This window comes from Pseudooceanicola lipolyticus (genome assembly GCF_002786325.1).
GTDB lineage: Bacteria > Pseudomonadota > Alphaproteobacteria > Rhodobacterales > Rhodobacteraceae > Pseudooceanicola_C > Pseudooceanicola_C lipolyticus.
Genome location: NZ_PGTB01000046.1, coordinates 1 through 14,764, shown reverse-complemented (window position 1 = coordinate 14,764; position 14,764 = coordinate 1). Strand labels below are relative to the sequence as shown.

12 protein-coding genes are annotated in these 14,764 nt (G+C 66.2%); 10 read left to right on the top strand and 2 right to left on the bottom strand.

The window, feature by feature from the left end:
- The first annotated feature begins 65 nt into the window (after positions 1-65).
- The 6 genes from CVM52_RS12505 (at position 66) to CVM52_RS12480 (ending at position 6,288) form a co-directional block, all read left to right on the top strand.
- Positions 66-1,514, top strand: a complete 1,449-nt coding sequence (locus CVM52_RS12505; protein ID WP_100162846.1) for an FAD-linked oxidase C-terminal domain-containing protein — start codon at positions 66-68, stop codon at positions 1,512-1,514.
- A 59-nt stretch (positions 1,515-1,573) separates the two neighbouring features.
- Positions 1,574-2,710, top strand: coding sequence for an FAD-binding protein (locus CVM52_RS12500; protein WP_100162830.1), 1,137 nt, complete (start codon positions 1,574-1,576; stop codon positions 2,708-2,710).
- Between the two features lie 2 nt (positions 2,711-2,712).
- A complete protein-coding gene (glcF, locus tag CVM52_RS12495) occupies positions 2,713-4,020 on the top strand; it encodes a glycolate oxidase subunit GlcF (protein ID WP_100162829.1) in 1,308 nt (435 codons plus the stop codon).
- A 76-nt stretch (positions 4,021-4,096) separates the two neighbouring features.
- The gene (locus CVM52_RS12490; protein WP_306372759.1) at positions 4,097-4,873 is read left to right on the top strand and encodes a trypsin-like serine peptidase; all 777 of its coding nucleotides are present in this window, start codon (positions 4,097-4,099) and stop codon (positions 4,871-4,873) included.
- Positions 4,870-5,682 (top strand): trypsin-like serine peptidase, encoded by an 813-nt coding sequence (locus tag CVM52_RS12485; RefSeq protein ID WP_100162827.1) that lies wholly within the window; start codon positions 4,870-4,872, stop codon positions 5,680-5,682. Before CVM52_RS12490 ends, CVM52_RS12485 begins: the two co-directional genes overlap by 4 nt.
- Before the next feature lie 135 nt (positions 5,683-5,817).
- Positions 5,818-6,288, top strand: coding sequence for an Hsp20 family protein (locus CVM52_RS12480; RefSeq protein WP_100162845.1), 471 nt, complete (start codon positions 5,818-5,820; stop codon positions 6,286-6,288).
- 66 nt (positions 6,289-6,354) lie between these two features.
- On the opposite strand, the gene CVM52_RS12475 is transcribed toward CVM52_RS12480, so the two are convergent.
- Positions 6,355-6,981, bottom strand: coding sequence for a hypothetical protein (locus CVM52_RS12475; RefSeq protein ID WP_133119838.1), 627 nt, complete (start codon positions 6,979-6,981; stop codon positions 6,355-6,357).
- Positions 6,962-8,695 carry a dihydroxy-acid dehydratase gene (ilvD, locus tag CVM52_RS12470; RefSeq protein ID WP_100162825.1) on the bottom strand — a complete coding sequence of 578 codons (1,734 nt, stop codon included), beginning with the start codon at positions 8,693-8,695 and terminating at the stop codon, positions 6,962-6,964. Before ilvD ends, CVM52_RS12475 begins: the two co-directional genes overlap by 20 nt.
- A 188-nt stretch (positions 8,696-8,883) precedes the next feature.
- On the opposite strand from ilvD, the gene CVM52_RS12465 reads away from it, so the two are divergent.
- The 4 genes from CVM52_RS12465 to CVM52_RS12450 form a co-directional block, all read left to right on the top strand.
- Entirely contained in the window at positions 8,884-11,991 is a 3,108-nt protein-coding gene (locus CVM52_RS12465; RefSeq protein ID WP_100162824.1) for an ABC transporter transmembrane domain-containing protein, read from the top strand.
- Complete coding sequence (locus CVM52_RS12460; protein ID WP_100162823.1) at positions 11,978-12,883, top strand: CPBP family intramembrane glutamic endopeptidase; 906 nt, start codon at positions 11,978-11,980, stop codon at positions 12,881-12,883. Before CVM52_RS12465 ends, CVM52_RS12460 begins: the two co-directional genes overlap by 14 nt.
- Before the next feature lie 64 nt (positions 12,884-12,947).
- A complete protein-coding gene (gene accD, locus CVM52_RS12455) occupies positions 12,948-13,901 on the top strand; it encodes an acetyl-CoA carboxylase, carboxyltransferase subunit beta (RefSeq protein WP_100162822.1) in 954 nt (317 codons plus the stop codon).
- The coding region (locus CVM52_RS12450; protein WP_100162821.1) for a bifunctional folylpolyglutamate synthase/dihydrofolate synthase at positions 13,898-14,764 on the top strand (867 nt) is incomplete at its 3' end. The genes accD and CVM52_RS12450, both read left to right, overlap by 4 nt.

The following is a 14,764-nucleotide window of genomic DNA, read 5'->3' as shown; positions in this document are numbered from 1 at the left end:
TGCACCGTTGTGGCATTGCCCATGGGGCAAATTGGTAATATAAACTTACCAAAAGGAGGATGAACATGGAGATGCCCCCGCCCGACCCCGCGGTCCTGGCGCAAAAACCGCGGCTGGTGGAACGGCTGCGCACGGTGTTGCCCGCCGATGCGGTGATCTCGGATGTCGCCGAAACCCGCGCCTATGAATGTGACGCGCTGACCGCCTATCGCTGTCCGCCGATGGCGGTGGTGCTGCCCGGCTCGACCGAGGAGGTGGCGCAGGTGCTGCGGATCTGCCACGAGATGGGGGTTCCGGTGGTGCCGCGCGGTTCGGGCACCTCGCTGGCCGGCGGCGCGCTTCCCACCGGCGATTGCGTGATCCTGGGCGTGGCGCGGATGAATGACGTGCTGGAGACCGATTACGCCAACCGGGTGATCCGGGTGCAGACCGGGCGCACCAACCTGTCGGTCACCGGCGCGGTGGAGGAGGAAGAGTTCTTTTACGCCCCCGACCCGTCGTCGCAGCTGGCCTGTGCCATTGCCGGCAATATCGCGATGAATTCCGGTGGCGCGCATTGTCTGAAATACGGTGTGACCACCAACAACCTGCTGGGTGTCACCCTGGTGCTGATGGATGGCACCGTGGTCGAGATCGGCGGCGCCCATCTGGATGCGCCGGGTCTGGACCTGCTGGGGGTGATCTGCGGCTCGGAAGGGCAACTGGGCGTGGTGACCGAGGCCACCCTACGCATCCTGCGCAAGCCCGAGGGCGCCCGGCCGGTGCTGATCGGGTTCGATTCGAACGAGGTGGCGGGCGCCTGCGTGAGCGACATCATCCAGGCCGGGGTGCTGCCGGTGGCGATCGAATTCATGGACCGGCCCTGTATCGAGGCCTGCGAGGCCTTTGCCCAGGCCGGCTATCCGATGTGCGAGGCGCTGCTGATTGTCGAGGTCGAGGGCTCGGAAGACGAGATTGCCCACCAGCTGGGGTTGATCACCGCGATTGCCCGCACCCATGACCCGGTGGAGCTGCGCGAGGCGCAGGACGCGGAAGAGGCCGCGCGGATCTGGCTGGGGCGCAAATCGGCCTTCGGGGCGATGGGGCAGATCAACGATTACATGTGCCTGGACGGCACCATCCCGGTCAGCGCCCTGCCCAAGGTGCTGCGCCGCATCGGCGCGCTGTCGCAGGACTATGGGTTGAAGGTGGCCAATGTGTTCCATGCCGGCGACGGCAATATGCATCCGCTGATCCTGTTCGACGCCAACAAGCCGGGCGACCTGGAAACCTGCGAGGCGCTGGGGGCGGAGATCCTGAAGCTCTGTGTCGAGGTGGGCGGCTGTCTGACCGGCGAACATGGCGTTGGCATCGAGAAGCGCGATCTGATGCTGCACCAGTATACTGAGGCAGATCTGGAGGCGCAGATGGCGGTGAAGGACGTGTTCGATCCCGCCTGGCTGCTGAACCCGGCCAAGGTGTTTCCGCTGGCGGTGTCGGCGGACCGGCGCGCGGCACGGATGGCGGCGGAATAGCGGCGCTGCCGCTTTCGGACCTGACCCGGGAAATCCCGACGTATTGGAAAGAGAAAAAGATGCAGGCACCAGCGAGCGAGGCGGATCTTTGTAAATTTGTGCAAGCTGCAGGCGGGCCGCTGGCGATCCGTGGCGGCGGCACGCGCGGGGTGCAGGCCGAGGGCGCGGTGCTGAGCACGCAGGAGCTGACCGGTATCCAGCTGTACGAGCCGGGCGCGCTGACATTGGTGGCGGCGGCGGGCACGCCGCTGGCCGAGATCGAGGCGGCGCTGGCGGCAGAAAACCAGCGGCTGGCTTTCGAGCCGATGGATCATCGCGGGTTGCTGGGCACCCAGGGCGAGCCGACAATTGGCGGTGTGGTGGCGGCCAATGTCAGCGGGCCGCGCCGGGTGGCGGCAGGGGCCTGCCGCGATTTCCTGCTGGGCGTGCGGTTTGTCGACGGGCAGGGCCAGGCGATTTCCAATGGCGGCCGGGTGATGAAGAACGTCACCGGCTATGACCTGGTCAAGCTGCTCTGCGGCAGTCACGGCACGCTGGGCGTGCTGAGCGAGGTGTCGCTGAAGGTGCTGCCGCGGGCCGAGACCGCGGCGACCCTGTTGCTGCCCGGGCTGGACACCGGGGCGGCGGTGGCGGCGCTGTCGGCGGCGCTGGGCTCGCCCTTCGACGTCACCGGTGCGGCCTATGGCGATCTGGGCGATGGGCCGGCGGCGATGATCCGGATCGAGGGTTTTGCCGATTCGGTGACTTATCGCGCCGGGCGGCTGGCCGATCTTCTGGGCCGGTTCGGCGCGGTCGAGCCGGTACCTTCGGCCGAACAATCCGCGGCGATCTGGCGCGCGGTGCGCGACGTGGCGCCGTTTCAGGGGCAGCCGGGCGATCTCTGGCGGATCTCGGTCAAGCCGGGCGATGCGCCCGGCCTGGCGGCGCAGCTGGGGGCCGAGCAGCTGCTGTTCGACTGGGGCGGCGGGCTGATCTGGGCGCGCATGGCCGAGGGCAGCGATCTGCGCGCGCGGATGACCGTGCCGGGCCATGCCACGCTGATGCGCGCATCGGCAGACACCGTTGCCCGGCTGGGCCGGTTCCACCCCGAGTCAGAACCGCTGGCCCGGATCAGTGCCGGCCTGCGCGCCCGGTTCGACCCGCGCGGCATATTCAACCGCGGGCTGATGGGCGCCGACGCCGCCTTGCAGGAGTAAGCATGCAAACCACCTTTACCGACGAACAGCTGGCCGATCCCGGCACCGCGCGGGCCAACGAGATTCTGCGCGCCTGCGTGCATTGCGGCTTTTGCACCGCCACCTGTCCGACCTACCAGGTGCTGGGTGACGAGTTGGACAGCCCGCGCGGCCGCATCTACCTGATCAAGGACATGCTGGAGAACGAGCGGGTGCCGGATGAAAAGACGGTGCGCCATATCGACCGCTGCCTGTCCTGCCTGGCCTGCATGACCACCTGCCCCAGCGGCGTGCATTACATGCACCTGGTCGATCATGCGCGCGACTATATCGAACGGCACTACAACCGGCCGTTTTCGGACCGGGCGCTGCGCTGGCTGCTGGCGCGGATCCTGCCCTATCCGGGCCGGTTCCGGCTGGCGCTGCTGGGGGCCAAGCTGGCGAAACCGTTTAAGGGCTTTCTGCCGGACGCGCGGCTGCGGGCGATGCTGGACATGGCGCCGGCCAGGATCCCGCCGGTCAGCCGCAATGACACCCCGCAGAGTTTCCCGGCGCAGGGGGCGCGGAAGATGCGGGTGGCGCTGATGACCGGCTGCGCCCAGCGGGCGCTGAACACCGATATCAACGACGCCACCATCCGCCTGCTGACCCGGCTGGGTTGCGAGGTGGTGGTGGCCCGGGGTGCCGGCTGCTGCGGCGCGCTGACCCATCACATGGGCAAGACGCAGGAGAGCCATGCCACCGCCGAGAAGAACATCCGCGCCTGGACGCGCGAGATGGCGGGCGCGGGGCTGGATGCGATTGTCATCAACACCTCGGGCTGCGGCACCACGGTGAAGGATTACGGCCACATGTTCCGCACCGGACCGCTGGCCCAGCAGGCGGCGCAGGTCTCGGCCATCGCCATGGATGTCAGCGAGGTTCTGACCCGGCTGGACCTGCCGGAAGGCGCCGACCAGGGGCTGACGGTGGCCTATCACGCCGCCTGTTCGCTGCAGCACGGGCAGAAGATCAAGACACATCCCAAAGCCCTGCTGAAACGGGCGGGGTTCAAAGTGGTGGAGCCAGCCGACAGCCACCTGTGCTGTGGCTCCGCCGGGACCTATAACCTGATGCAGCCCGAAATCTCGGGGCAGTTGAAAGCGCGCAAGATCCGCACGCTGGAGGCCAAGGCGCCGGATCTGATCGCCGCGGGCAATATCGGCTGCATGATGCAGATCGGCTCGGGGACCGCGCTGCCGGTGGTGCATACCGTCGAATTGCTCGATTGGGCGACGGGTGGGCCGAAACCGCCCGCGCTTGCCCTTGGCGTCGCCGCACAGACGCCCTAATTTCGCCCAAGCGCGCGCCTAGACCAGCGCCAGGGAACAGTTACGGGAGCAGGCGGTGCGGCGCTGGGCAGGTATCATCTTGGCATTTCTTCTGCCGGTCGCGGCATCGGCGCAGGACGCCCGCCTGCAGCGGCTGGATACCACCGATGACGGCCGCGCCTGGGAAGGGGTTGGCCGTCTGGACATCAACGGCGCGGGGTTCTGCACCGGCGCGCTGATCGCCCCCAACCTGGTGCTGACCGCGGCGCATTGCCTGTATGACCGGAAGACCCGAACCCGCATCGATGCCGAAACCATCGAATTTCTCGCTGGCTGGCGCAACGGCCGCGCCTCGGCCTATCGCTTTGTGCGCCGGGCGGTGGTGCATCCCGATTACAGGTATGAGGAAAACCTGGCGCCCGAGCGGGTGAAGAACGATGTCGCGCTGCTGGAATTGCAGCACCCGATCCGAAACACCACCGTGGTGCCGTTCAAGACCGCGACCCGCCCGCGCAAGGGCGAGGAGATCGGCATCGTTTCCTACGCCCATGACCGCGCCGAGGCGCCCTCGCTGCAAGAGGTCTGCCGGGTGATGGCCCGCCAGCAGGGGGTGCTGGTGATGTCCTGCAACGTCGATTACGGCTCGTCCGGGGCGCCGGTGTTTTCCTTTGCCGACGGCACCCCACGCATCGTGTCGGTGGTCTCGGCCAAGGCCGAGGTCGGCGGCAGCCGGGTGGCCTTGGGCACCGATCTGGACGAACCGCTGGCGCTGCTGCTGGCCGGGCTGGCGCGCGATGACAGCGCCGGCGCGGCGACGCGGGTGATCGTCGGCGGCGAACGCCACGATACCGGCGCCAAGTTCATCAAACCATGAGCCTGCGCGGCCTGACCCTGGCTTTGATTGCCGGGCTGTGGGCCACAACCGCCGCGGCCCAGACCGCCTCGGGCCTAATCCGGCTGGGTGATCGCGACGACCTGCTGGGCTGGGAGGCGGTGGGCCGGCTTGACCATGCAAGCGGCGGGTTCTGCACCGGCACGCTGATCGCGCCCGATCTGGTGCTGACCGCCGCGCATTGTGTCTATGGTCCGGACCGGCGCAGCATGGCCGCGCCGTCCAGCCTGACCTTCAGGGCCGGGTTCAGCCACGGTAGCGCGATTGCCGAACGCCGGGTGGCCCGCATCGCCGTGCCGCCGGAATATCAACCCGGGCCGCGCGCCACCACCGCGCGCGCCCGCCATGATGTGGCACTGCTGGAACTGGAGCAGCCGATCCCGGTTTCCGAGGTCGATCCCTTCGCGCTGCACAGCGGGGAAACCAAGGGCCTGCCGGTCAGCGTGGTGTCCTACGGCAAGGGCCGGGCCGAGGCGCTGTCGCGGCAGCGCAGCTGCAACATGCTGTACCGGAACCAGGCGCTGCTGGTGTTTGACTGCGACGTGACCTTTGGTTCGTCCGGGTCGCCGGTCTTTGTCAAAACCGGCAACCGGGTGCGGATCCTGTCGGTGGTTTCGCAGATGGCGCGCACCGGTGATGGCAAGGTGGCGCTAGGCATGGAACTGCCCGCGCTGGTCGACAGTCTCAAGGCCACCCTGCGCGCCACCCGCCAGGCGCCGCAGGCCAGCCTGCGCCGGATCACCGTGGGCGGGGATCGCAGCGGGACCGGGGCGAAATTTGTAAAGCCCTGAACCGGGGGCTTGAATCCCGGTTTTCGCTTCCCATCTGATCAGCACCGGGATGCCAATACGGGTTCCGGTGATACGTGAAACGCCCGTCCCAAGCGGAGGGCCGTCGTAAATCGCTCAAGACTGAGGATGAACAAAATGCGTCACTTTGATTTTGCACCGCTGCACCGTGCAACCGTTGGCTTTGACCAGATGGCCGACATGCTGGACCGGCTGATGAGCAATGATGTCAGCCAGCCCACCTATCCCCCGTATAACATCGAGAAAATTGATGCCGATGCCTATCGCATTTCGATCGCCGTTGCCGGTTTCTCGGCCGATGACCTGAATGTCGAGCTGAAGGAAAACGGGCTGGTCGTGTCGGGCCGCAAGGCGGATGAGGACGACAAGGAACGGACCTATCTGCATCGCGGCATTGCCACCCGCGCCTTTGAACGCCGCTTCCAGCTGGCCGATCATGTGCGCGTGACCGGTGCCTCCCATGCCGATGGCATGCTGCATATCGAATTGCAGCGGGAGGTGCCCGAGGCGCTGAAACCCCGCCGGATCGAGATCACCAGCCAGAAGGCGGTCGAGACCGACGTGGTCGATGCCAAGGCCGTGAACTGAGCCTGACCCTCTGACACCCATACCGGCGCGGGGCATTTGCCCCGCGCTTTGTTTTTGGGGTTCAGATCATTCGGCGGCGGTCTGGTCGGTGCTGGCGGCGCGGGTGCGGCTGGTCAGGTCGCGCAGCAATCGGGCGCCATCCTCCCGCAGCACGGCGCTGCCCTCGGGGGCGTAAAGCCCGACGCCCACCAGGTGGCCGTTCAGCGCGAAGGCGCCGCGCCAATGCACCGGGCTGACCCCTTCCAGACCATGCGCGCCCTGGCCGAACCGGATCAGCGACAGCCCGTCGCGCGATTGCCGGTCCAGCACCTCGGCGCCATCGGCCGAACGCGCCACCGCCTCGGTATCCGGCGCGGCGGCGCCGGGAGCCTGCGGTGCGGTGGTCACGGTGATGATCGCCAGGTCATGGGCGCCGAAGAACCCGCGCACCCCCAGGGTGTCACACCGGGCCATCACCGCAAAACCGGCCTTGGGTGTGCGATGCAGCGTTCGGCGGTCGATGCAATAGCCCTCGGGCGCGCTGAGGATCACCGCACCGCCGGCCAGAGAGACCGTGACCATGCGCGCACGGCCGGGCGCCTCGGAGAGGGCGCCGAGATCGGCGGCGAAGGGCAGGCCCGTCGCCGCGTCGCATCCCGACAATGCTGCCGCCAGCAAGCCGGCGGTGGCGATCCTAGAGGTCCATGTAGACATGCTTCTCGGCGTTTCCTCCCGGATGGGTGACCGCGCCCTTGTTGGTCGCGCCCACAAGCTGCGCGTATTTCCACAGCGCACCCGAAGCATAGATCGTCTCGCGCGGGCCTTTCCAGTTCTTCTTGCGCTCGGCCAGCACCTCGTCGGTCAGATCCACCGAAATTTCGCCCTTGATCGCGTCGATGGTGATCATGTCGCCGTTTTCGACCAGCCCGATCGGCCCGCCCAGCGCCGCCTCGGGGCCAACATGGCCCACGCAGAAGCCGCGGGTCGCGCCCGAGAATCGGCCATCGGTGATCAGGGCGATCTTCTTGCCCATGCCCTGGCCCGACAGCGCCGCGGTGGTGGCCAGCATCTCGCGCATGCCCGGGCCGCCGGCGGGGCCCTCGTTGCGGATCACGATGACCTCGCCTTCCTTATAGCCGCGCGCCTTGACCGCTTCGAAGGCTTCCTCTTCGCATTCGAACACCCGCGCCGGGCCGGTGAACACCTGTTCCTCGGCGGTCATGCCGGCAACTTTCACGATGGCACCCTCGGGGGCCAGGTTGCCGATCAGGCCGACCACGCCACCGGTTTTCGAGATCGGCGTCGCGACCGAGTGGATCACCTTGCCGTCGACTTCGCGGGTGATCTTGTCCAGCTCCTCGCCGATGCTGTGGCCCGATGCGGTCATGCAATCCTCGTGGATCAGACCGGCCTTGCGCAGTTCGCGCAGGACCACCGGCACGCCGCCGGCCTCGTAGAGATCCTTGGCGACATATTCGCCGCCGGGCTTGAGGTTCACGAAATAGGGCGTGTCGCGGAAGATGTCGCAGACATCCATCAGGTCGAAATCGATTCCGGCCTCATGTGCAATGGCGGGCAGGTGCAGGCCACCATTGGTCGAGCCGCCGGTGCAGGCCACGACGCGGGCCGCGTTTTCCAGCGATTGCCGGGTCACCACGTCACGGGCGCGGATGTTTTTCTCCAGCAGGTTCATCACCGCGACGCCCGAAGCCTCGCCATATTGGTCGCGGCTTTCGTAGGGCGCGGGCATGCCCGAGGAATTCATCAGCGCCAGCCCGATCGCCTCGGACACGCAGGCCATGGTATTGGCGGTGTATTGGCCGCCACAGGCGCCGGCCGAGGGGCAGGCGATGCGTTCAAGCACGTCCAGCTCGGCATCCGACATATTGCCGGCCTGATGCTGGCCCACCGCCTCGAACACGTCCTGAACCACCACGTCCTTGCCGTTCAGCCGGCCCGGCAGGATCGATCCGCCATAGATGAAGACCGACGGCACGTTCAGCCGCACCATTGCCATCATCATCCCGGGCAGCGACTTGTCGCAGCCGGCCAGCCCGACGATGGCGTCATAGCAATGGCCGCGCATCGTCAGTTCCACGGTATCGGCAATCGCCTCGCGCGAGGCGAGCGAGCTGCGCATGCCTTCGTGGCCCATCGCCATGCCGTCGGTGACGGTGATGGTGGTGAATTCGCGCGGCGTACCGCTGGCCGCCTTTACCCCCATCTTGACCGACTGTGCCTGGCGGTTCAGGGCGATATTGCAGGGTGCGGCCTCGTTCCAGCAGGTGGCCACGCCGACCAGAGGCTGGTGAATTTCCTCGTCGCTTAGCCCCATCGCGTAAAGATAGGACCGGTGCGGCGCCCGTTCCGGCCCTTCGGTAACGTGGCGACTGGGCAATTTCGACTTGTTGAACTGACGCTTAAGCATGGCTGCACTCCCCGTGACGTATGGCTTGCTTCGCAATAAACCTGCGCAAATGCTTGCACAAGGGGCAGGGCCGGTGTGCAGGAATGAACCTTGCAAACCGAATTTCTGGGCCATACCTCAGGTGCCTGTTTCGGATTTAAGACATTTCGCATTCTGAAAGGCCGGCAGCGCATTTCCGGGAGACGGGCATGGAACGTTCGATATTCGCTTTCATCTGGAAGCATTCCAAGCGCCAGCAGCTGTGGTTGCTGGCGCTGACCGTGCTGACCTTTCCGTTTCTCTATGCCTCGCTGGAATTGCCTAAGCGGATCGTCAACGATGCCATCGGCGCCAGCGAGTCCAGTATCGACCTGTTCGGTGTCACTCTCAGCCAGGTGCAATATTTGCTGCTGCTATGCGTGGCCTTCCTGGCGACGGTGCTGATCGGCGGGCTGATGAAGATGCAACTGAACACCCTGAAAGGGGTGTTGTCCGAACGGCTGTTGCGGCGGCTGCGCTATCAGCTGATCAACCGGATGATGCGGTTTCCGGCGCCCTATTTCCGCACCACCAGCCAGGGCGAGCTGGTGTCGATGATCACCTCCGAGGCCGAACCGATGGGCGGGCTGATGGGCGATGCGGTGGCCCAGCCCGCCTTCCAGTTCGGCCAGATGATGACCATCCTGTTCTTCCTGTTCATGCAGAGCGTCTGGTTCGGGCTGGCCTCGGTGGCGCTGATCCCGCTGCAGGCCTGGCTGATCCCGATGTTGCAGCGCGAGATCAACCAGTTGAACAAGGCGCGGATTCAGGAGATTCGCCATCTGTCGTCGGAAATCGGCGAAAGCGCGGCGGGCATCAGCGACCTGCGCGCCAATGGCGGCTGGCGGTATCGGTTGGCGCAATTCACCGACCGGCTGGGGCTGCTGTTCGAGATTCGGTTCAGGATCTATCAGAAGAAATTCTTCATGAAGTTCCTGAACAACATGATCGGCCACCTCACGCCCTTCTTCTTCTACGCGGTCGGCGGCTATCTGGCCATTCGCGGCGACATCACCGTCGGGGCGCTGGTGGCGGCGCTGGCCGCCTACAAGGACCTGTCGGCGCCGTGGAAAGAGCTTTTGTATTTCTACAATCAGGTGCAGGACATGTCGCTGCGCTGGCAGGTGGTGACCGAGCGGTTTGCCCCCCGTGGCATGATCCGCGAACAGCTGTTCGAGGGCGATCCCGCCTCGATCCCGCATCTGAACGGTCCGATCGAGTTTCACAATGTCACCGTGCACGATGCCGAGGGCAACGCGGTGCTGGAAGATCTGAACCTGACGATCCCGCGCGATGCGCGGGTCGCGATCAAAAGCCTGCGACCCTCGGAGCGGGCCGCGCTGGCGCAGTTGCTGACCCGTGAACTGGTGCCCTCGCGCGGCCATATCACCGTGTCGGGCCATCGCCTGGACGACCTGCACCAGGCGGTGATCGCCGCCCGGATCGGCTATGCCAATTCCCGCCCCTACCTGTTCGACGGCTCGCTGGGTGACAACATCCTGCTGCCGCTCAGGATGCGGCCGCTCCAGGACCGGTGGGATCCCAAGGGCCACGACGTCAAGGCGGCCGAGGCGCTGAGATCGGGCAACAGCACCGATGCGCTGGACGTGGATTGGGTCAATCCCGAACTGGCCGGGTTGACCGACGGCTCGGAAATTCGCGAATGGTGGTTCAAGCTGCTGGAAGCGATGGGCATCGACGAAGAGATGTTCCGCCGCACCCTGCGATCGCAGTTCGACCCCATGCTGCACCGCAAGCTGGCCGACCGCATCGTCGCACTGCGCCCCGAGATCCGCGAGCGGCTGCAGCAAAAGGGGCTGGCCGACGAGGTGTATCGCTTTGACCCCGACAGGTTTAACCCGGCGGTGCCGCTGGGCGGCAACCTGCTCTATGCGGTGCCGATCAAGCGCATCTCGCAGCAGAACCTGGCTGGCAAGTCGCGCTTTATCCAGACGCTGCATGATCTGGGGCTGGCCGAAGAGGCGCTCAAGATCGCGCAGGGGGTGATCGACACGCTGGCGCATACCTTCGGCCGCGATGACACCGACCACCCGCTGTTCCGGCGCCTGGGGATCGAAGAAGACGTTTACCGCCGGCTGACCGAGATCGCCGCCAAGCGCACCCGCCTGGGCGATGCCGGCCTGTCGCGGAGCGAGGCAGCGCTGATGCTGACCGTGCCGTTCCTGCTGACCGCCGAGCAGATCGGCCCCAGCTTTCCCGAGGAGTTCAAGAAGAAAATCCTCGACCTGCGCAAGTCCCGGTTGAACGAATTGCGCGGCATGGCCGGTGACATGTTCATGGCGGTCACCGAAGACGCCTATCTGCCGCGGCTGACGGTGACCGAAAACGCGATTTTCGGGCGCATCTCGATCATGGCCGGCGCCAAGGCCGAGGCGGTCGAGGATGTCGTGGCCGAGGTATTGGCCGAACACGGTCTGCGCGATCGCCTCGCCGCGGTCATCTATGACATGCAGGCGGGGCTGGGCGGCGCCAACCTGCCAACGGTGATCCAGGAACGCGCCGGGTTCTGCCGGGCGGCGATCAAGCGGCCCGATATCCTGATCATCGACAATGCGCTGGCCAGCCATGACGCCAAAAGCCGCCACCACGCGCGCGAGGCGCTGCGCGAACTGTTGCCGCAGACCACCATCATCTTCATGGAGGACCGGTTCGAAAATCCCGACCGCTATGACCTGTACCTGGAAATCCAAGACGGCCGGATCGATGGCGGCGCCTCCGCCAAGGCCGGGCCCGAAGAGGACCGGGCCTCGCCGGATCTGCGCAAGAAGATGAAGATCATTGCCGGAACGGAACTTTTCAGCCGGTTGAGCCAGCGCAACCAGCGTCTGCTTGCCTTTTCGGCGCAATGGTACGATGCCCTTCCCGGCCAGGTGATCTTTTCCGAAGGAGCCCGACCCGATGCCGTCTACCTGTGCCTGGAAGGCGAGGCCGAGATGCGCTGGCCAGACAGCGGCCCCGAGGTGCGGCCGTTGACCGTGATCCGACCCGGCCGGCTGATCGGCGACCTGTCGATCATCCTGAACCGCGACCGCCATACCGACCTGGTGGTCACCGCACCCAGCCGGTTCCTGCGCATCGGTGCCGAGGAATTCCGCGCGGTGATTGAATCGGATTCGGCGGTGGCGATGCGCCTGCTGGAAGCGGTCAGCGAAAACCTCGCCCAGGCCGCCAACATGGCGCATGAGATGAACGCGGTGCCGGGTGTCCGCCCGGCGATGCGCGGTTTCGATTCGGTGGGTGCCCATGCCGGGCCGTGACCACGCCTATGCCGCGCATGAATCCCTGGTGGCGCCGTCACGCCGGCTGCCGCAGCTGTGGCGGCTGCTTGCCGGGCTGGTGCTGGTCGCGGTGATCCTGTTCACGGTCAGCACCACGCTGACATCCGTGGCCCGGATGCTGGCGCCCGAACTGTTCCGCAGCGGGCTGCGCGGCCCCGGCGCCATCGGCACCACTCCGGCCTCGCTGCTGGTGCTGCTCTATGGCTTTGCCATCCTGACCGGTGCCACATTGCTGGCGGCGCGGCTGTTGCAGGACCGCGCGCCGCTCAGCCTGATCGGCGATCCCGGGCTGGCGCTGCGCCAGTTCTGGCGGGTGTTGCGGGTGCTGGTGCTGTTGGCGGTGCTGGTGCTGATGCTGCCGCCCTATGACATGGGGCTCGAGCTGGAGCGCAATCTGGATATGCGCACCTGGCTGGCGCTGCTGCCGCTGTCGCTGGGCGCGGTGCTGGTGCAGACCAGCAGCGAGGAACTGCTGTTCCGCGGCTATATCCAGCAGAGCCTGGCGGCACGTTTTTCCAGCCCGCTGATCTGGATGGGCGTGCCCGCGCTGCTGTTCGGGCTGGGCCATTACACCCCGGCCGTGGCCGGTGCCAATGCGCCGCTGATCCTGATCTGGGCGGTGTTGTTCGGGCTGCTGACCGCCGACCTGACGGCGCGGGCCGGCACCCTGGGCCCGGCGATCGCGCTGCATTTCGTCAACAACCTGTCGCCGCTGCTGCTGATCGCGGTGCCCGGCTCGATGAGCGGCCTGTCCCTGGCGGTGGCGCCCTATGCGATGTCGGATACCGAGGAAATGCGGATCTGGCTGGTCATCGACTTTGCCCTGATGCTGGTCAGCTGGCTGGCCGCGCGGCTGGCGATCCGGCGTTGATTGCATTTCCGGCGACCTGCCCTTATGTCGAGCCCCGAGCACCGGCGATGAAAGTCACGCACAGATGAACTGGATCACCAATTTCGTGCGGCCGAGGATCAACTCGATCTTCTCGCGCCGCGAGACGCCCGAGAATCTCTGGCAGAAATGCGACGATTGCGGCACGATGCTGTTTCACCGCGAACTCAGCGACAATCTGAATGTCTGCACCAATTGCGGACATCACATGGCGATCACCCCGCGCGCCCGGTTCCGGGCCTTGTTCGACGGCGGCGTGTTCAGCGAAATCAAAGTCCCCGACCCGATCGCCGATCCGCTGCATTTCCGCGACCAGAAACGCTATCCCGAGCGGATGAAGAGCGCGCAGCGCGAAACCGGCGAGAAAGAGGCGATGCTGGTCGCCGCGGGCGAGATCGGCCGCACCCCGATCATCGCCGCGGCGCAGGATTTCTCCTTCATGGCCGGGTCGATGGGCATGTATGTCGGCAACGCCATCATCGCCGCCGCCGAAGAGGCGGTGAAGTTGAAACGCCCGCTGGTGCTGTTCTCGGCCGCCGGCGGCGCGCGCATGCAGGAAGGCATCCTCAGCCTGATGCAGATGCCGCGCACCACCGTGGCGATCCAGATGCTGAAAGAGGCCGGGTTGCCCTATATCGTGGTGCTGACCCATCCCACCACCGGCGGCGTCACCGCGTCATATGCGATGCTGGGCGACATTCACATCGCCGAGCCCAATGCGCTGATCTGCTTTGCCGGGCCACGGGTGATCGAACAGACGATCCGCGAAAAGCTGCCCGAAGGCTTTCAGCGCGCCGAATACCTGCTGGATCACGGCATGCTGGACCGGGTGACCAAGCGGACCGAGCTGCGCGAGGAACTGATCACCATCGTGCGGATGCTGCTGAACATGCCGCCCGCGGTGCGCGGCGACCTGCCGGCACCGGACCCGGCGGAAACCGCGCCGCCCGCCGACAAACCCGCCGAAAAATCCGGTCAGGGGGCCGCATCCGGGACATGACCACCGGTTCCGACCTCATCCTCGAACGGATGATGGCCCTGCATCCCAAGATCATCGATCTGACGCTGGACCGGGTGTGGCGCCTGCTGGAGGCGCTGGGCAATCCCCAGGATCGCCTGCCGCCGATCATCCATTTGGCCGGGACCAACGGCAAGGGCTCGACTCAGGCGATGATCCGCGCCGGGATCGAGGGCGCGGGGCTCACCGCCCATGCCTATACCTCGCCGCATCTGGCCCGGTTTCACGAGCGCATCCGCCTGGCCGGCGCGCTGATCTCGGAACCCGAACTGGCGGCGGTGCTGGACGAATGTTACGCCGCCAATGGCGGTGCGCCGATCACCTATTTCGAGATCACCACCTGCGCCGCGCTGTTGGCGTTTTCGCGGGTGCCGGCGGATTACACCCTGCTCGAGGTCGGGCTGGGCGGGCGGCTGGATGCCACCAATGTGCCGGCCGCGCCGCGGCTGACGGTGATCACCCCGATCTCGCTCGATCACGAGCAATATCTGGGCGACACGCTGGCTAAGATCGCCTTTGAAAAGGCCGGCATCCTGAAACGTGGCGTGACCTGTATTGTCGGGCCGCAGCCCGAGCCGGCGCTGGAGGCGATCGAGGCGCAGGCCGCCCGCGTCGGCGCGCCGCTGCTGGTACATGGCCAGCACTGGCATGTGCAATCCGAAGCCGGGCGGCTGGTTTATCGTGACGAAACCGGGCTGCGCGATCTGCCGCTGCCGAATCTGCCGGGTCCGCATCAGGTGGAAAATGCCGGTGCGGCGGTGGCGGCGCTGCGGCATATGGGGCTGGGCGACGCCGCTTTCGAGGCGGCGGTGACGCGGGCGGACTGGCCGGCGCGGATGCAGCGG